The following is a 16,620-nucleotide window of genomic DNA, read 5'->3' on the forward strand; positions in this document are numbered from 1 at the left end:
GGCCGGCATGACCGATATCCTTCCTATTGCCGGCAGGCCGCTATTGCAGGTGAAAAATCTGACGGTCGAGTTCCCTCTGCGCACCGGCGACTTTCGCGCCGTTAGCGATCTGTCTTTCTCGATCGAGCCGGGCAAGACCCTCTGTGTCGTCGGCGAAAGCGGATCCGGCAAGTCGGTGACGGCGCGTTCGATCCTGCAGATCGTCGATGCACCCGGCCGCATATCCGGCGGATCGATCACACTGAACGATCAGAACGGCGGGTCGATCGATCTGACCAGCCTCAATCCGCGCGGGCGTCAGATCCGAGCGATCCGCGGCCGCGACATCGCCATGATCTTCCAGGAGCCGATGTCGTCGCTCTCACCGATCCACACGGTCGGCAACCAGATCGTCGAGGCGCTTCGCCTTCACACCCGGATGAGTAAGGCAGAGGCGCGCGCGGAAGCCATATCGCTGCTCAGCCAGGTCGAGATTCCCTCGCCGGAAAAAGCGCTGGACCGATATGCCTTTCAATATTCCGGCGGGATGCGCCAGCGCGCGATGATTGCCATGGCGCTCGCCTGCAAACCGCAGCTGCTGATCGCCGACGAGCCGACCACGGCCCTCGACGTGACGACGCAGGCCGAAATTCTCGACCTGATCGCCCGGCTGCAGAAGGCCAAGGGCATGGCCGTTCTCTTCATCACGCATGACATGGGTGTTGTGGCGCAGATCGCCGACGATGTGCTGGTCATGCACAACGGCGTCGCCAAGGAATATGCGCCGGTCGAGCAGATCTTTCATGCGCCGAAAGACGACTATACCCGCATGCTGATCGGCTCGGTGCTGAAGCTGGAAGCGAAGGCCGAAATCCGGCTGGCGCGCCCGCCGCTCGACACGACGGCGCCACCGATCCTCGAACTTCGCAATGTATCAATGGATTTCGGCGAGGTGAAAGCGCTGGACGATGTTTCCATTTCGCTTCTGCCGGGCGAGACTCTCGGCATCGTCGGCGAGAGCGGATCCGGCAAGACGACGATGGGCCGCTCGATCATGCGGCTGATCGATCCGACTGCAGGCGAAATCCTCTATCGCCGCGCCGACGGCGACATCATCGATCTGGCAACGGCAAAAGGTCAGACGCTTGCCGCAGCAAGGCGGGAATTGCGGATGGTTTTCCAGGATCCTTTCGGCTCCCTCAACCCACGCATGACCGTCTCCCAGATCATTGGCGAGCCGTTGCTCGTCAATGGCGTCGCAAAGGGGCGGGCGCTGGAGGAGCGCGTTTGCCATCTGATGGAGCAGGTTGGCCTCGACCCGAGGGCGCGCGAGCGCTACCCGCACGCATTCTCCGGCGGTCAGCGTCAGCGCATCGGCATTGCTCGCGCCATCACCCTCAATCCGCGCGTCATCGTTGCCGACGAGGCAACCTCGGCGCTCGACGTCTCGGTGCGCTCGCAGGTGCTCGATCTGTTGATGCGCCTGCAGGACGAACTCGGTCTCGCCTATATCTTCATCAGTCATGATATCGGCGTTATCCGCTACATGTGTGACCGTGTCGGCGTCATGTACAAAGGCCAGCTCGTCGAAATCGGTGACGCCGAGAAGGTCTGCCGCACACCCGAGCATGCCTATACGCAGGCGCTCATATCAGCGATCCCGCGCCCCGATCCGCGTGATCGCGATCAATCGCGGCGTTTCCGATACGTCGCGCCAGATAATCTGAAGCCAGGCATTCTGAAGAATGGAACTTTTCAGAGATGAAAATCACCGGGATCCGCACTTTTCTCATGCATGTCGGTCAGCCCGATCCCGCGAACTGGGCTTCCGACCAACGGTCCAGTAGTGGCGCCTCGAAACAGTTCGGCGGCACCAGGAACTGGCTCTTTCTGAAGATCGATACCGATGAGGGCATCACCGGCATCGGTGAATGCTCCGGCTGGCCGCGCGTTGTCGAGACGGCGATCCATGATCTCGCCCCACTCCTCATTGGCGAAGATCCGGCCCATACCGAGCGGCTGTGGCAGAAGATGCATATCGCCATGATGGGCCATGGCATGCTCGGGACGGTCGGCGGCGGTGCGATGACCGGGATCGACATGGCGCTATGGGACATCAAGGGCAAGGCGCTCGGCGTGCCTGTCTGGATGCTGCTCGGCGGCAAGGTGCGCGACCGGATCCCGATCTATTCGCATGCGAATACACCCGAGCGCGCGCTTGCCCTCAAGGAGCGCGGCATAAAGGCGATCAAGTGCGGCGGCGTCGCCGATCCGGTCCGCAAGGTTGCTGCGCTGCGTGAGGCCGTCGGCGACGACATGGACATCGCCATCGATCTGCATGGGCCGCCGTGGCTGACGCCTGCGGATGCCTGCCGGCTGGTGCGGGCGCTCGAACCCTATGAATTGATGTGGGTGGAAGATCCGATCGCGCCGGAGAATGTCGACGGCTACCGGCGCATCCGCGACGCAGCGCATGTGCCGCTTGCCGCCGGCGAGCGCTTTGCGACCATCTTCGGCGAGCGGGAGCTCATCGAGAAGGAACTGGTCGACGTGATCCAGCCGGATACCGGGAGGGCCGGCGGCATTACTCAGATGAAGAAGATCGCAGCCATGGCCGAAGCGCATCATATTCAGATGGCGCCGCATTCGGGCTCGCTCGGGCCGGTGGCGGAATATGCGGCCCTGCAACTGCTTGCGGCGATCCCCAACGCCCTCATCCTCGAACGCCTCGACGACGACTGGGACGGCCGCCGCCAGACGATCGTGCCGCACCCGCAACAGGTCGACGGTTTGATCGCCATTCCCGATGGCCCGGGACTTGGCTGCGATATCGACGAGGCCTTCGTGGCGCGATTCCCCAGCGACGGCAATGTCTCGGTGCCGCAAAGCGCCGGCGCCTACAATCCCGGAACCGACAATGAGCATGTCTACGTCCAGACGCGCCAGTCGCGCCGCACCTATTTCAATCGCTAGAAGGACAGAAAGATGAAGATCGACCGCATGCGGGTTTTCATGACCCGCGACAAGGACCGCCCCCGCGTGATCGTCGCGCTCGACACCGATGACGGGCTGATGGGCTGGGGCGAATGCTACAATCACGGCCCCGATAAGGCGCTGCCGCCCCTCTTGGATTATCTGTACGAATTTCTCTCCGGCCAGGATCCGACACGCGTCGACTATCTCGTCAATCTGCTGATCCAGCAAAGCCGGTTTCCGCCGGGAGCGCTTGGTCTTGCCGCGATCTCCGCGCTCGATCACTGCCTGTGGGACCTTGCTGCCAAGGCGGCGAATGTCCCGGTCTACAAGCTGCTGGGTGGCGAAGTGCGCGACCGCATCAAGGTCTATGCCGGTGTCTACACCGCACCGGATGCGCCGGCGGCCCGCGACGAGTTCGATCGTCTCAAGGAGGGGTGGGGTTTTACCGCCTTCAAGCTCAGCCCCTGGCGCATCGACATGCACTCTAACCGCTGGGGTAATGTCGTCAAAGCCTCGGCGGATTATTTCCGCTCGCTTCGCGAAACAGTCAATGACGAATACGAAATTGCCTTCGATGCCCATGCGAAGATTTTCGAGCCGATCGCGGCTCGCCAGCTCGGCAATGCGCTGGCGCCTTATGATCCGCTGTTTTTCGAGGAGCCGCTGCGTCCCGAAAATATCGAGGCCTGGGGCGACCTGAAACAGGGCCTCAACTGCACGCTTGCGACCGGCGAGTCGCTCTACAACAGAAACGAGTTCCTGCGGCTGCTGCAGGTCAAGGGCGCCGATCTCATCCAGCCCGACATCTGCGTCGTCGGCGGCATCAGCGAAATGCGCCGCATCGCCACTCTCGCCGAAGCCTTCTTCGTCGGCGTGGCGCCGCACAACCCGATGGGTCCGCTTGCGACGGCGGTCAACGTTCATTTTTCGGCGGCGGCACAGAATTTCCGCATCCTCGAATACCGGCTGCCGAAGGGACAGGCCTACGTTTATGGCGGCCTCGATATCGAGAAGCGGGAGGGGGAAACCCGTTACGTCGTCGATCCCTATCTGCCGAAGGACGGCTATCTGGAGCTGCGTCCCGACCGGCCGGGCTGGGGCGTCGAAATGGACGAGAAGGCGATGGAAGAGGAAGGTTACATCCATTGGCAGCGGCGCGTGCCGAAGCGGCCCGACGGCTCCTACGCCTTCGCCTGAAGGCATCGCCCGCTTAAAACAGGAGCTGGCCGCTCGGATGGCGCGGCCAGCTCCCGCAGGGCGACGCTTCTAGAGCATGATGCCGAAAAGTGTGAGCGGTTTTCGGGCGACATCATGCTCTAACTACTTAATTTAGAACAGGATTCAGATTTTAGGCCGCCGGCCTAAAATCATTCTGTTCTAGGCATCTTTCGGCAGCACTGAGCGAACCCTTGCGATGAAGATATGGAAGTCCTGCATGAAGGTGCGAAGGAAATCGGCGGTTTTGTCGTTCGTGACCTCGCCGTCATCGGTGATCAGCCCCGGTGTGAACTGAATGTAAGCTTCCGGGGCATTCATCTGGGGAGAGTTGCAGAAACTGAGCACACTGCGCAAATTCTGCTGGGCGACTGCTGTGCCTATCGCGCCCGGCGACGTGCCGATCACCGCTGACGGCTTGCGTGTGAACGAGTTGGTGCCGTAGGGGCGGCTCGCCCAGTCGATTGCATTTTTCAGCCCGCCGGGTATGGATCGATTGTATTCCGGCGTGACGCACAGCACGGCGTCGACGGCCGCTATTGCCGCCTTGAATGCCTTGCCAGCCGGAGGGTAGTCGGCGTCATAGTCGTAGCTGTAGAGCGGCAGGTCCTTGAAGGATATCTCCGACATTTCAAGTTCCGGCGGCGCGAGCCGAACCAACGCTTTCGCGAGCTTGCGGTTGATCGAGCCCTTTGCGAGGCTGCCGATGAGATAGCCTACTTTATGCGTGGTCATGGCGGTCTCCAATATCTCGCATGATAAAGGATCTATCATACGCAAAAATCAAAGAAGGGTCTCTTGTCCTTCGATCGCAGGCAACTAATCGCCGACGAACGTGACCGTCTCGTCGAGCGGGGCGCGGCCTGTGCGGGTGTAACTGACCGTGGGATCCTCGTACCCGATCGACATGCCGCAGAAGAGGATGAGCTCGTCCGGGGGTGACAGGACTTCTGCGACCGTCTCGCGAACCTGCGACCACGCCATCTGCGGGCAACTGTGCAGACCTTCGGCGCGGAGCAGCAGCATGACGGTCTGCAGATACATGCCGACATCGGCCCATTGGGCTAGGCCCAAGTCACGGTCGATGTAGCAGAACAGGGCGGCGGGCGCGCCGAAACAGTTCCAGTTGGCGATCGCCGCCCGCTGGCGCGCCTCCCAGTCCTCGCGCGCAATGCCGAGCGCGCTGTAGCGCTCCTTGCCGAAGGCGGATCGGCGCTCCCCGTAGGGGGACTTCAGCACGGCCGGGTACATCTCGTACTGCCGCTTGTCCCACGCGTCGCCGTGGGCCACGCGCTCGACGGCGGACGTCTTGAGCTCAGCCAGCGGTGCGCCGGTCATCACATAGGTGTTCCACGGCTGGATGTTCGATCCTGACGGCGACCAAGCTGCGGCGGACAGCACTCGCTCAAGCACCTCCCTCTTCACAGGCTCGCCTTTGAATCCGCGCACCGCCCGTCGGCTTGTGACTGCCTCATATACGTCCATGATCGCCTCCATGCCGCCGGTCGTTCGGTACGTCCATAGTCATGGTCGTCTCCTCCTGACTATTCCCGTTCCTGATGTGGTTCATTATCTCCATTCGCAATGGAGGCGTAATCACACCGTCGTCTAGGAGGCGTATATCAAACGTACATCAGGGATCGAGGCATTCGAGGGGCATGTGGGCGAAGCATCGCGGGACCCCCGTGATTGCATCCAGGCCTTGGAATTTCGCCCATTGATCGGCAGTCATCTTCCTCGACACCGTGGTCTTCGCCTTTGCATTGCTCTTCGTTGCCGCGGCGCCGATCCTGAGGTGACTACAAAATCATCCTCAGCGGAATTGGGCGCCAATCATAAGCCGCAAGAGCAACGCTTCGCCTTTGTCAGGCGCCCACGGCTCGCGCACGTGCTATTTCGGTGTGAGGGTACCATCCGAAGATGTCGGCGAGCGTGTCGAGCATCGCTCTGGCCGCGTCGGATTGAAGTGAATAGTAGATCGTCTGGGCAGCCCGTCGCGTTTGCACGAGGTCCTGTTCTCGAAGAATTGCCAAATGCTGGGAAGTCGAGGATTGGCTCAATCCCACCTCGTCAGCCAGGACGGACACGGACATTTCTCCTTCGGCCAACAGATGCAGAATGTGAAGCCGTTTGGCATTCCCCATGGCCGACAGGAAATTTGCTTCGTTGTCGAAGGCGTTGGTTTCAGGGGGAGGCGCAGCTGACGATTGATTGTTCAAGGCGAGATCTCCTTTGGGGAACCAAAGCCGGGCACCAGGTCATATCCCCGAGCTTTAATTTAGAGATAACGCATGGGTGCGGGGCCGAAACCCATTTTCGGCGCCGTACCGTCTTTTCCGGCGCGAATCGGATACGGCGCGCATCAAATGGACAGCGGCGGCAGATCCTCTTCGAGGCCGGCATCCTTCGCCTACTAGCGCGGGCCGACCTGGCGCATTTGTGCGGGCAGTGTTTCCCAGGCCCGGATCAGTTCGCCGATGGAGGCCGCCTCCATCTTGTGCATGACATTGCTGCGATGCAGCTTGACCGTCACTTCGCTGATGCCGAGGTCGAAGGCGATCTGCTTGTTGAGGCGGCCGCGCGCCACTTCATGCAGGACCTCGCGCTCGCGCTGCGTCAGTGTCTCCAGGCGTTTGATATTGCGCTTGGTGATCGCCGCTTCGGCTCGTCGCTCGGCATCCATCGCAATGCCGGCAGTCACGGCGTCGAGCAACGTCTGGTCTCGCACCGGCTTGGTGAGAAAATCCACGGCGCCGGCCTTCATCGCCTGGACGGTCATCGGGATGTCGCCATGCCCGGTCAGGAAGATGATCGGCTTGGAAATGCCGTTTTCGGCCAGATGGCTCTGCAGGTGAAGGCCGCTTGCGCCTGGCATGCGCACGTCGAGGATCAGGCAGCCGGGGCAGTCCAATATATCGGCGTCAAGCAATTCTCGGGTCGAAGCAAAACTGGTCGACTGGAAACCCGCCGACAGGATCAGCTCCGACAGCGCTTCGCGAACCGATGCGTCGTCATCGACGATAATGACAAGCGGCTGGTTCTCTTCATAACTGTACTGCAATGATAGCGGCGCCGATCTCCGCAGCAACGGCTGGTCAACTCTCATGTCACCCTCCATCTGTCGATTTACGCAAAGCGTTGGCAATGGCCGCCAGCAGGGCCTGGGCATCGAAGGGCTTGCGGAAAAATCCGCTCGCGCCTTGAGCGCGTCCCTGATCCGCTATTTCGTGGCGGCCCGTGATCATGAATACCGGCAGCTCCGGACGCGACTTCCTCACGAGGTCACGAAGTTCGAAGCCGTCGATGCCAGGCATTCCGATATCGGTGATGAGCAGGTCGAGGTCCGACAGCCCGTTGACGAGCAGCGAGCCCGCCGATGAGAAGCTGCGGGCCACATAGCCCGCCGATTCCAAAAGGTCGCCCATCGATTCAAGCAATCTTGGATCGTCATCGACAATTGCCACGACATGTCTTGTCTTGTTCATGTTCAATTCCCTCCCACTCTGCGCGAGTGGGTTATCGGTATTTCCAATCTCTCCGCGATCCGCACCAGATCGGCGAGTGATGCCGCGGCCATTTTCTGCATCACGTTTCTTCTGTGGATCTGCAGCGTGACTTCGCTGATCCCCAGTTCGGCTGCGGCCTGCTTGTTGAGAAGGCCGCTGACGACGAGCGGCAGCACCTCGCGCTCGCGCGGCGTCAGGTCGAGATATTGTTGTCTGAGCATGTCGATCTCGGCGCGCTCGGCTCTCTTTTCCCGATCCTGAGCAATCGCCGCGTGGATTGCCGCCATCAGATCCGCATCGCTGAACGGCTTGGTCAGGAAGTCCACCGCGCCATGCTTGATCGCACGCACGGAGGAGGGAATGTCGCCGTGTCCCGTAATGAAGACGATCGGCGGATGATCCCTGTCGGCGATCTGTCTCTGCAGATCGAGACCGTTGATGTCAGGCAGCTCGATATCCAGTACGAGGCAGGCGGGCACATCCGGCTTGTCCGCTCTCACGTAGTCGCAGGCCGATTCGAAGGCGATGGCGTGCATGCCGTGCGAGTCCAGCAGCTCGACGAGCGCTTCCCGGATACGTTCATCGTCGTCGACGATGAAGACGATATGGTCGTCGGCCGTCATGGCGCCGCCTTCGTTTCAATAGGCAATGTGAAGATCAACGTCGCTCCGCACGGATTGTTCTTCTCGGCCCACAATCGTCCGCCGTGCAGTTCGACGATCGAGCGGCAGATGGCCAGCCCCATGCCCATGCCGTTTTCCTTCGTCGTGAAGAACGGCTCGAACATCTTTTCGGGAAATTCGATGCCCTGGCCGCGATCGCTGATCTCGGTCTGGAGGATATTCCCGATCTGGCGCACGCGGATTTCAATGACCCTGTCGCCTGTCGTGGCGTCCATTGCCTCGATGCCGTTGCGGATGAGATTGATGAGAACCTGCTGGATCTGGACGCGGTCGATTGCGATGAGCGGAAGGGTGGCGTCGACCTCCACCTCCATCCGAACGTGACGACGCCAGGCCTCGTCGGCCATGAGGTTGCGCGCTTCGTTGACGATACCGGAGAGCGTCGATGGGGTCCTCCTGTCTACGGATTGCTTGAACAGAGCGCGAATGCGGCTGACGACATCCGCCGCCGAGTTGGCATCCCGGATGATGCGCTCGACCGTCCTCTGTGCCCGCTCCATATTCGGCGGCTCGGCCATGAGCCAGCGCTGGCAAGCGTGTGAGTTGGCCACGACGGCCGCGAGCGGCTGGTTCACCTCGTGCGCAATGGAGGCTGAAAGTTCGGCCAGGCTCGCCACTTGGCTCGCCCGTGCAAGACCCTCTCGCGCTCGACGCAGATCTTCCTCCGTGTGAACCTCACCGTCGATATCAAGGCAGATGACATTCCACTGGACGATGACGCCTTCGGCATTGCGCATCGGTGCCGCACGCGTCTCGACCCAGCGATATTCACCATCATGGCGCCGCAGACGGTGCCTACGCGCATAGGGCTCGCCAGTGGACAATGAATGGGCATAGTTTTCCTTGACACCTGCCAAATCGTCGGGATGAACACCGGCATCGAGTGTGCCGTCCAGCCGGGTTTTGTCCGTTCCATCCAGCTCTTCGAGATTATAACCGAGGAAATCGCGCAGTTGCTGGCTGCGATAGATCGGTTCTCCATCAGGTGCTGCGCAATCGATCATTGCCGGCAGCGTTTCAACGAGCTGCCAAAGCGAACGCTCTCTCTCCCGCAGTGCCTCCTCGACGCGCAGTTGATCGTCGATGTCATGCGACAGACCATACCATTGGACGATCCGGCCGCCCTGATCCCGCAGCGGCTCCGCGCTGCCTTTCACCCAGCGGTAGACGCCATCGGCACGCCGCAGGCGATACTGGCTGGAGAAGCGCTCCCCGGTGGCGAAGGAATGGTTGAGCGCTTGCTCGAGGCCGGCGGCATCGTCGGGATGGACGGCGGCCTCGATGAGCGCCGCCAGCCGGCTGACGCCCGGCTTTTCCATATCGGCGATATCGAAACCGAGAAAATCGATCAGGCGTTGGTTGAAGAAGGTCGGAGAGCCTTCCGGATTGAGCCGCCAGAGCAGGCTCGGAACCATGTCCACGAGTTGGGAAAGCTCCCGCTCCCGGTCGCGCAGCGCTTCCTGCGCGCGCATCTCATCGTCGATGTCGACGGAGATGACATACCATTGCATGATCGCGCCGCTTTGATCGCGTAGCGGCTCGGCTCGGCCATCGACCCAGCGATAGGCTCCGTCGAAACGGCGCATGCGATATTTTATCGAGAAGGGATCGCCGCTGGCGAGGGAATGATGAACCGTCTCGAGCAACCTTGATGCGTCATCGGGATGGACGAGGGTGTGAATGACCGACGAGAGGCGGCTCATGCCTGGCTTGTCCATATGGCCAACATCGAGACCGAAAAAGTCGATCAGGCGCTTGTTGAAGAAGACCGGCTCGCCTTCCGGCGTCAGGCGCCTGATCTGCACCGGGACCATGTCCACGAGCTGCGAGAGCTCGCGCTCTCGGTCGCGCAACGCCTGCAGCGCACGCACCTCCTCGTCGATGTCGAGGGAGACGCCGTACCATTGCACGACCGTTCCGTGGTCGTCACGCCGAGGCTCCACTCTGCATTCCGCCCAGCGATAGACGCCGTCCTTTTCAAGCCAGCGGAACCGCATGGTGGTGCCGCCGCCGGTTTCGAAACAGGTGTGCAGCGTGCGCTGCACTTCGGACGCATCCTCGGGATGGACCAGCTGCTGCAGCAGTTCATCGATGCGCGGTTCGGCCTGCGCGTCAAAATTGGCAATGACGGCGTGGAAATGATCCTGGTAGCGTTTGTTGAAGTAGATCGATCCGCCTGTTGGTTCCACGCTCCATATGCGGACCGGCACGGCATCGATCATCTGTTGAAGCTGCCGTTCGCTCCGGCGCACGGTCTCTTCGGCATGCACCTGATCGTCGATATCGTGACAAAGCCCGTACCACTGGACGATGTTGCCGGCCTGATCGCGCATCGGCTCGGCGCGGCTCGACATCCAGCGATAGAGACCGTCGGCGCGCCGCAGCCGATACCGCATGACGAAGCTCTCGCCGGTCGCAAGGCAATGGCGAAGGGCGTCCCTGAACCCAGCTGTATCATCGGGATGAACGGTGGCCTGCAGGACCGCCTCCAGCCGGCTCATGCCTGGCCTGTCCGAGTCCGCCACGTCGAGACCGAGGAAATCGACCATCCGCCTGTTGAAGAAGGTCGGCTCGCCGTCGGGCGTCAGACGCCAGACATGGCTCGGAACCATGTCCACGAGCTGCGAGAGTTCCCGCTCCCGGTCGCGCAACGTCTCCACGCTTTGGCGCAGTGTCAGCACCGCCAGCTGGTGCTGCCGGGATATAGCGGCAACGATGAGCGCCGAAAATGCCGAAATGGCCAGAAACAGCTGCAGCATGATCTGCTTGTGTTTCTGGGACTCGGCGTCGCCGACAAATTGGCTGGCGCCGGTTATCGTAAATACCGCCGTGATCAGAGCGAGCAGGGCGAGCGATACGGCTGCACCCTTGAACTCGAAACGGACCGCCGCCCAAAGAAGAGGCGGCATGATGATATAGGCGAAGGGAAGATAGCCGCTGAGCGAAAGAGCCGCGACACCGAGAAAGATGAGCCCCAGGACGCAGGCTTCCACCCATTGCGCGGTCGAGAACTGCGTCTTGCCGCGCCAGCTGTGAAAGAGCACCAGCGCCAGCGGCGCTACGATCAGAACCCCGGTTGCGTCTCCGATCCACCATAGCGGCCAGGCCGTCGCGAAGGATTGCGATTGGATCGCGAACCAGGCAAGGGTCGCACTTCCCACGGTCGCGCTCACGATCGGTGCGATTCCGGCAGCTAGGGCGACGAATGTGAGAACCTCCTGCAGGGTCTCCATCCGAACCGGATGCTCCAGGGCCCGATTCACCAGCCATGCTGCGACCATTGCTCCAAGAGCGTTGCCGACATAGATCAGGAAGGCCGCCGGCACGGGGCTGTAGAACCATAGGAAATTGCTGAACATTTCTGCCAGGCAGCCAGCCAGGATCCACCATGGCCAGCTGCGCCTGGAGGCAAGAATGAGCGTAGCGACGAAAAGCCCGCCCGGAGGCCAGATGGAAATACCCGTTCCCGGCACGATTGCCAGCGACTGTGCGAAGCCGCAGGCGAGTACATAGGCGAAGAAGAAAAGCCCCAGATGCAGGAACTGGGGACGGTGCGACCAGACGCTCAGCATCAACTGCCCCTGCCGGGCAGAGAGAATCGGGGGATCATCAGCATTTCTTGCAGCAGTCGTTCTCGATTTTGGGGCTGGCGAGCTCATGTTGCAAAGCGTAATCCCGCTGCACCACAACCGCAACTCATGGAAACCCATGCATTGCGCGGAAATGTAGCCGGAATGTTCGGGCGAACGACGGATTGGAAGAATGCTCTGTTTTCCCGATGGCGCATCCTAGACTTCAGGCTGGTTCCGATATGCCGTAAGGCTAGGGCGCCAGACCTCAGGCACGATGGAAGGCGTCCGGCTTTCCGGTCATTGTCGATCCGCGTGAGGCATGGCAGAAGGCATGCAACAGAGGATGCCGATATGAAAGTTACGGTGGTGGGAGCAAGCGGTCTCATCGGAACGCGGCTCAGCGAGAAGCTGCGCCGATCGGGCCACGACGTCGCGGCCGCATCATTGTCGCTTGGCGTCGACACGGTTACCGGCAAGGGTCTGGACCTGGCGATGGCGGGAACCGAAGTCGTAGTGGACGTGACCAATGCCGCATCGTTCGGTGACAGTTCGGCGCTCGATTTCTTCAAGGCGTCGACGAAGAACTTGCTCGCAGCTGCAGCGCAAGCCGGCGTCCGGCACTATCTTGCACTCTCGGTCGTCGGCACGCCGCGCCTCGTGGAAAGCGACTATTTTCGCGCGAAAATGGTGCAGGAAAATCTGATCCGCGCTTCAGGTCGACCTCATACGATCCTCCGCTCCACGCAATTTTACGAGTTCATAAACGGATTGATCGACATCGGCGCTGAAGGCAATGTCTTTCGATTGCCATCGGCCTTCATGAGGCCGGTCGCAGCCGGGGACGTCGCCGCATTCCTGGCGGAGTTGGCCGCCGGCGCTCCCTCGGGCGATGTCGTCGAAATCGGCGGCCCGGAGCAGTTCGGCATCGATGAAATCGCCCGGATCTATCTCGCCGCGAACGAAGACGAACGCCAGGTGATAACCGATCAATCCACGTCGTATTTCGGCGTCGAACTGATCATCGACGCACTGATTCCCGGCGCCGGTGCGCGCATGGCGAGCCAGACGCTTTCCGACTGGCTCTACCAGTCGATGGCCGCTTAGCAACCGGTTTCCGCAGCAAGCATTGGGCTTGAAATTTTACAATGCAGGTAATACTCTTCAACAGGAAAGTATTACAAAGGCGCCCAATATGGCCACGACAGTTACCGCAAAAGGGCAGGTGACCATTCCAAAGCGGGTCCGGGATTTGCTTGGCATCGTTCCCGGCAGCCAGGTCGATTTTCATCGCGCTGCCGACGGCAGTGTGATTCTGATGCGCGCCGACAGGAAGCGGCCGGCTAGCCGCTTCGAGAAGCTGCGCGGCCATGCCGGCAAGGGCCTCGATACCGACGCCATCATGGCTTTGACGCGTGGCGAAACGTGACGCTCGTCGACACCAATGTTCTTCTGGACCTGGTGACCGATGACCCGAAATGGTCGAGTTGGTCCATAGCCCAACTCGAGACGGCGAGCGTCGAAGGTTCCCTGCTGATCAATGATGTCATCTATGCCGAACTTGCGGTTCGATACGACAGGATCGAAGCTCTCGAGACTTTTCTGGAAGAGGCCGGCCTCGAGATGAGACCAATGCCGAAGGCCGCCCTGTTTCTTGCGGGCAAGGTCTTCACGGAGTATCGCAAGGCAGGCGGGTCACGCACTGGCGTGCTTCCCGATTTCTTCATCGGCGCTCACGCAGCCGTAGAACAACTGCCGCTTTTGACTCGTGATGTCGGCCGCTATCGCACCTATTTTCCGTCATTAAAATTGATAGCGCCTGTTTCCTAAGCTCATTGATGCTCATTGATACGGCGTGTGTCGAAGCATTCAAGAAACCTTCATGAAGCTCAGGGTTGAGATGGCCGTGCCCAGCTCCAAACTCCGTCGGCGGTAGTCGAACGCGAGGGGAGGGGCGCATGAGCAACGCGCATATCGATCGGACGGGACAAATCGGCCTTCGGCTTCGTTCTCGTCGTTCGACGTGACCGACGCAGCGGCAGGACGGAAGGCATGAGCATATTCGAACCCGACATGGTTCCGACGGGCTTCTGGTGATCAACGGCAACAACTACCTGAAGGACGATGGGAAATAGGCAGACAGCGTCCAACCTATTGATGAATTTGGATTTCTACGGCGAATTCATTGGCCTCCCGGTCGGCTTGAAAGCCACCCGGCCTATCAGTCATTTCGAGCCAATGGCATTGCTCATGCCGCCTGAAATCTGCCTAGCGTCGCCAGCCGTCTCGGCGGGCTGCAACGGGCGGTTTGGTTAAGCATTTGTAAATTGGTAACGAATCGAGGCATATAGTAACTGCGCAACTGAAGCGCTTTCGTTCAAAATTGCGCAGTTACCTGGGAAAAAGATCATGCAGCCGAGCCTTGCTCTTCAGGACGATCAAGAGCATCTCCCGTCGCTTCTGGCAACAGATGCGAAGGAGTTATCCTATCAACTTCAGCAGCATCAGGCAAAAATCTTTCCCCCGCTCTCGCAAAAGACCATCAGAACATTTTCGCCGGCGGAAGCTGCGGCCTTCATCGGTATCGGCGAAGGTTATCTCCGCCAGGTAGCCGCCGACGGCCATGGGCCCGATCCGCTTGCAAACGGACGGCGGCTTTACAGTGCAACCGATATGGACCGGATTCGCCGGGTCCTCGACGAGCGAAACGGAACGCCGAAATATGTACCGGCCCGCAGGCCGGGGGAAAAACTCCAGATCGTCTCGGTCATGAATTTCAAAGGCGGCTCGGGCAAGACCACCACCGCGGCCCATCTGGCGCAGTTCATGGCGCTCAGGGGCTACCGCGTGCTCGCCGTCGACCTCGATCCGCAGGCCTCCTTGTCCGCCTTGTTCGGCCATCAGCCGGAGTTCGATGTCGGAGAGGGCGAAACGATCTATGGTGCGATCCGATATGAGGAGCCGCGCCCCATCGCCGACATCGTGCGCGCCACCTACACGCCCAATCTGCATCTCATTCCGGGCAATCTCGAGCTGATGGAATTCGAGCACGAGACCCCGAAGGCGATGGCGTCGGGGACGGCGGAGACGATGTTCTTTGCCCGCATCGGCGAGGTCCTGACGGAGATCGAAAGCCTTTACGACGTCGTGGTCATCGACTGCCCGCCGCAGCTGGGGTTCCTGACGATGTCGGCGCTCTGCGCGGCAACCTCGGTCTTGATCACGGTCCACCCGCAGATGCTGGATGTCATGTCGATGTCGCAGTTTCTGACGATGACGAGTGAGCTGATGTCGGTCGTGGAAAAGGCCGGCGGGCGTACCAGCTATGACTGGATGCGCTATCTCGTGACGCGGTTCGAGCCGAACGACGGACCGCAAAGCCAGATGACCGGCTTCATGCGAGCGATCTTCGGCAATCGAATGCTCCACAACGCCATGGTGAAGTCGACGGCGGTCGCCGACGCCGGCGTCACCAAGCAGACACTCTACGAGGTCGAGCGGTCGCAGTTCACACGCGGAACCTACGATCGGGCACTGGACTCCCTCAACCTCGTGAATGGCGAGATCGAAGCGCACATTCGCTCGACCTGGGGAAGGAAATAGATAAATGGCGCGCAAAAACCTCATCGAAATTTCCGCTCCGAACCCGGCAAGGGCGGAAACGGTCGCGCCGCGCGACAATCGTCCGATCGCCGGATTCGTGCCGCAGGAGCGCAGTGCCGCGCCTGTCGGCGGCATTACCAAGACGCTTGGCAACATTACCGAGAAAATGGAGCGGGCGAGTGAACTGGAACGGCAGCTTGCCACCGGCCAGACCATCGTCGAACTCGATCCCGGCCTGATCGACGCTTCCTTCGTCAGCGATCGATTGGCGATCGATGCGGCCGAACTCGCGCAACTTGTCGAGCAGATCCGCGAGCATGGGCAGCAGGTTCCGATCCTTGTCCGCCCGCATCCCGAAACCAGGGGACGCTATCAGGTCGCTTACGGCCATCGACGCCTGGCGGCCACCCGAGAAATCGGCATCCGGGTGCGTGCGGTCGTCCGCGATCTCACCGACGGTCAACTGGTCGTCAGCCAGGGACAGGAAAACAGCGCTCGAACCAATCTCTCCTACATCGAGCGCGCGCTCTTTGCATCGCGGCTCGAGGAACGCAGCTTTGGCCGCGATGTCATCATGGCGGCTCTCGGCGTGGACAAGGCGGCGCTGTCGAGAATGCTGATCGTCATCCGGCAGGTCCCCCTTGATCTCGTCAACGCCATAGGCGCGGCACCTGATATCGGCCGCCGGCGATGGTTGGAACTGGGCGAGCGGCTTGAGAAAGCCGACGTCGAAAAGATCATCGCCGAGTTGTCCGCGGACGACGCGCGTAAAATTTCGAGCGACGAGCGGTTTCACCGTGCACTCGTTCTGGCAACGAAGAAGACGCCTGCGCCGAAGCCGGCGGTGGCCAAAACCCAGGTTGGTGGCGTGCCTGTCATGATCAAGAAGACAGCGTCCGGTGCGACCTTCGTCTTCGACGGCAAGACCGCGCCCGGTTTCGATCAATTCGTCCAGGAAAGGCTGAAGGGCCTGTTCCAGGAGTTCAACAAGGACAGAGGAGCGTAGCGCGCAAAAGAAAAAGGCCCCCAACGACGCCGTCGTGGAAGCCCTTCTCAGATCTTAAGCACATCGAGAATCGCATTTCCACG

15 protein-coding genes are annotated in these 16,620 nt (G+C 60.7%); 8 read left to right on the forward strand and 7 right to left on the reverse strand.

Translation table 11 applies throughout. The features are described from left to right. Positions 1-7 precede the first annotated feature (7 nt). From RWK44_RS02110 to RWK44_RS02120, 3 genes are read left to right on the forward strand one after another with little or no spacing between them, the layout of a single operon-like run. Positions 8-1,744, forward strand: coding sequence for an ABC transporter ATP-binding protein (locus RWK44_RS02110; protein WP_222060703.1), 1,737 nt, complete (start codon positions 8-10; stop codon positions 1,742-1,744). Beyond that, positions 1,741-2,952 (forward strand): mandelate racemase/muconate lactonizing enzyme family protein, encoded by a 1,212-nt coding sequence (locus RWK44_RS02115; protein WP_222060701.1) that lies wholly within the window; start codon positions 1,741-1,743, stop codon positions 2,950-2,952. Before RWK44_RS02110 ends, RWK44_RS02115 begins: the two co-directional genes overlap by 4 nt. 12 nt (positions 2,953-2,964) lie before the next feature. After that, positions 2,965-4,152 carry a galactarate dehydratase gene (locus RWK44_RS02120; protein ID WP_168280856.1) on the forward strand — a complete coding sequence of 396 codons (1,188 nt, stop codon included), beginning with the start codon at positions 2,965-2,967 and terminating at the stop codon, positions 4,150-4,152. 180 nt (positions 4,153-4,332) lie between these two features. Here RWK44_RS02120 and RWK44_RS02125 read toward each other — a convergent pair whose 3' ends face one another. The 7 genes from RWK44_RS02125 to RWK44_RS02155 all read right to left on the reverse strand — a co-directional run bounded on the left by RWK44_RS02125 (position 4,333) and on the right by RWK44_RS02155 (position 11,931). Next, the gene (locus RWK44_RS02125; protein WP_316028303.1) at positions 4,333-4,905 is read right to left on the reverse strand and encodes an NADPH-dependent FMN reductase; all 573 of its coding nucleotides are present in this window, start codon (positions 4,903-4,905) and stop codon (positions 4,333-4,335) included. 84 nt (positions 4,906-4,989) lie between these two features. Continuing rightward, positions 4,990-5,655, reverse strand: a complete 666-nt coding sequence (locus RWK44_RS02130) for a nitroreductase (protein ID WP_168280854.1) — start codon at positions 5,653-5,655, stop codon at positions 4,990-4,992. Positions 5,656-6,035: 380 nt separating this feature from the next. Then, the gene (locus tag RWK44_RS02135) at positions 6,036-6,389 is read right to left on the reverse strand and encodes an ArsR/SmtB family transcription factor (RefSeq protein ID WP_168280852.1); all 354 of its coding nucleotides are present in this window, start codon (positions 6,387-6,389) and stop codon (positions 6,036-6,038) included. Positions 6,390-6,583: 194 nt separating this feature from the next. Beyond that, complete coding sequence (locus RWK44_RS02140; RefSeq protein WP_168280851.1) at positions 6,584-7,276, reverse strand: response regulator transcription factor; 693 nt, start codon at positions 7,274-7,276, stop codon at positions 6,584-6,586. A 1-nt stretch (position 7,277) separates the two neighbouring features. Further along, positions 7,278-7,655: a response regulator gene (locus RWK44_RS02145; protein ID WP_017991339.1), complete on the reverse strand. Its 378-nt coding sequence runs from the start codon at positions 7,653-7,655 to the stop codon at positions 7,278-7,280. 2 nt (positions 7,656-7,657) lie between these two features. Then, positions 7,658-8,299 carry a response regulator transcription factor gene (locus RWK44_RS02150; RefSeq protein ID WP_168280849.1) on the reverse strand — a complete coding sequence of 214 codons (642 nt, stop codon included), beginning with the start codon at positions 8,297-8,299 and terminating at the stop codon, positions 7,658-7,660. Continuing rightward, positions 8,296-11,931: a PAS domain-containing protein gene (locus RWK44_RS02155; RefSeq protein ID WP_316028304.1), complete on the reverse strand. Its 3,636-nt coding sequence runs from the start codon at positions 11,929-11,931 to the stop codon at positions 8,296-8,298. Before RWK44_RS02155 ends, RWK44_RS02150 begins: the two co-directional genes overlap by 4 nt. 351 nt (positions 11,932-12,282) lie before the next feature. On the opposite strand from RWK44_RS02155, the gene RWK44_RS02160 reads away from it, so the two are divergent. The 5 genes from RWK44_RS02160 to repB all read left to right on the forward strand — a co-directional run bounded on the left by RWK44_RS02160 (position 12,283) and on the right by repB (position 16,537). Further along, positions 12,283-13,035, forward strand: a complete 753-nt coding sequence (locus tag RWK44_RS02160; protein ID WP_316028305.1) for an SDR family oxidoreductase — start codon at positions 12,283-12,285, stop codon at positions 13,033-13,035. 88 nt (positions 13,036-13,123) lie between these two features. Continuing rightward, positions 13,124-13,357 (forward strand): AbrB/MazE/SpoVT family DNA-binding domain-containing protein, encoded by a 234-nt coding sequence (locus RWK44_RS02165; protein ID WP_221946378.1) that lies wholly within the window; start codon positions 13,124-13,126, stop codon positions 13,355-13,357. Next, positions 13,354-13,758, forward strand: coding sequence for a type II toxin-antitoxin system VapC family toxin (locus tag RWK44_RS02170; protein WP_168280837.1), 405 nt, complete (start codon positions 13,354-13,356; stop codon positions 13,756-13,758). The genes RWK44_RS02165 and RWK44_RS02170 overlap by 4 nt, the downstream gene beginning before the upstream one ends. Positions 13,759-14,337: 579 nt before the next feature. Then, positions 14,338-15,531 (forward strand): plasmid partitioning protein RepA, encoded by a 1,194-nt coding sequence (gene repA / locus RWK44_RS02175; protein WP_168267341.1) that lies wholly within the window; start codon positions 14,338-14,340, stop codon positions 15,529-15,531. A gap of 4 nt (positions 15,532-15,535) precedes the next feature. Next, on the forward strand, positions 15,536-16,537 hold the full coding sequence (gene repB / locus RWK44_RS02180; protein ID WP_222010463.1) for a plasmid partitioning protein RepB: 1,002 nt from the start codon (positions 15,536-15,538) through the stop codon (positions 16,535-16,537). The last annotated feature ends 83 nt before the right edge of the window (positions 16,538-16,620 follow it).

The sequence above is a fragment of the Rhizobium sp. 25PS6 genome, from assembly GCF_032464655.1.
GTDB lineage: Bacteria > Pseudomonadota > Alphaproteobacteria > Rhizobiales > Rhizobiaceae > Rhizobium > Rhizobium laguerreae.

What these genes read in the sequence shown, in the direction of transcription:
- RWK44_RS02110 (WP_222060703.1), top strand. Translation starts at nt 8, where the DNA reads ATGACCGATATCCTTCCTATTGCCGGCAGGCCGCTATTGCAGGTGAAA.
- RWK44_RS02115 (WP_222060701.1), top strand. Translation starts at nt 1,741, where the DNA reads ATGAAAATCACCGGGATCCGCACTTTTCTCATGCATGTCGGTCAGCCC.
- RWK44_RS02120 (WP_168280856.1), top strand. Translation starts at nt 2,965, where the DNA reads ATGAAGATCGACCGCATGCGGGTTTTCATGACCCGCGACAAGGACCGC.
- RWK44_RS02125 (WP_316028303.1), bottom strand. Translation starts at nt 4,905, where the DNA reads ATGACCACGCATAAAGTAGGCTATCTCATCGGCAGCCTCGCAAAGGGC.
- RWK44_RS02130 (WP_168280854.1), bottom strand. Translation starts at nt 5,655, where the DNA reads ATGGACGTATATGAGGCAGTCACAAGCCGACGGGCGGTGCGCGGATTC.
- RWK44_RS02140 (WP_168280851.1), bottom strand. Translation starts at nt 7,276, where the DNA reads ATGAGAGTTGACCAGCCGTTGCTGCGGAGATCGGCGCCGCTATCATTG.
- RWK44_RS02145 (WP_017991339.1), bottom strand. Translation starts at nt 7,655, where the DNA reads ATGAACAAGACAAGACATGTCGTGGCAATTGTCGATGACGATCCAAGA.
- RWK44_RS02150 (WP_168280849.1), bottom strand. Translation starts at nt 8,299, where the DNA reads ATGACGGCCGACGACCATATCGTCTTCATCGTCGACGACGATGAACGT.
- RWK44_RS02155 (WP_316028304.1), bottom strand. Translation starts at nt 11,931, where the DNA reads ATGCTGAGCGTCTGGTCGCACCGTCCCCAGTTCCTGCATCTGGGGCTT.
- RWK44_RS02160 (WP_316028305.1), top strand. Translation starts at nt 12,283, where the DNA reads ATGAAAGTTACGGTGGTGGGAGCAAGCGGTCTCATCGGAACGCGGCTC.
- RWK44_RS02165 (WP_221946378.1), top strand. Translation starts at nt 13,124, where the DNA reads ATGGCCACGACAGTTACCGCAAAAGGGCAGGTGACCATTCCAAAGCGG.
- repA (WP_168267341.1), top strand. Translation starts at nt 14,338, where the DNA reads ATGCAGCCGAGCCTTGCTCTTCAGGACGATCAAGAGCATCTCCCGTCG.
- repB (WP_222010463.1), top strand. Translation starts at nt 15,536, where the DNA reads ATGGCGCGCAAAAACCTCATCGAAATTTCCGCTCCGAACCCGGCAAGG.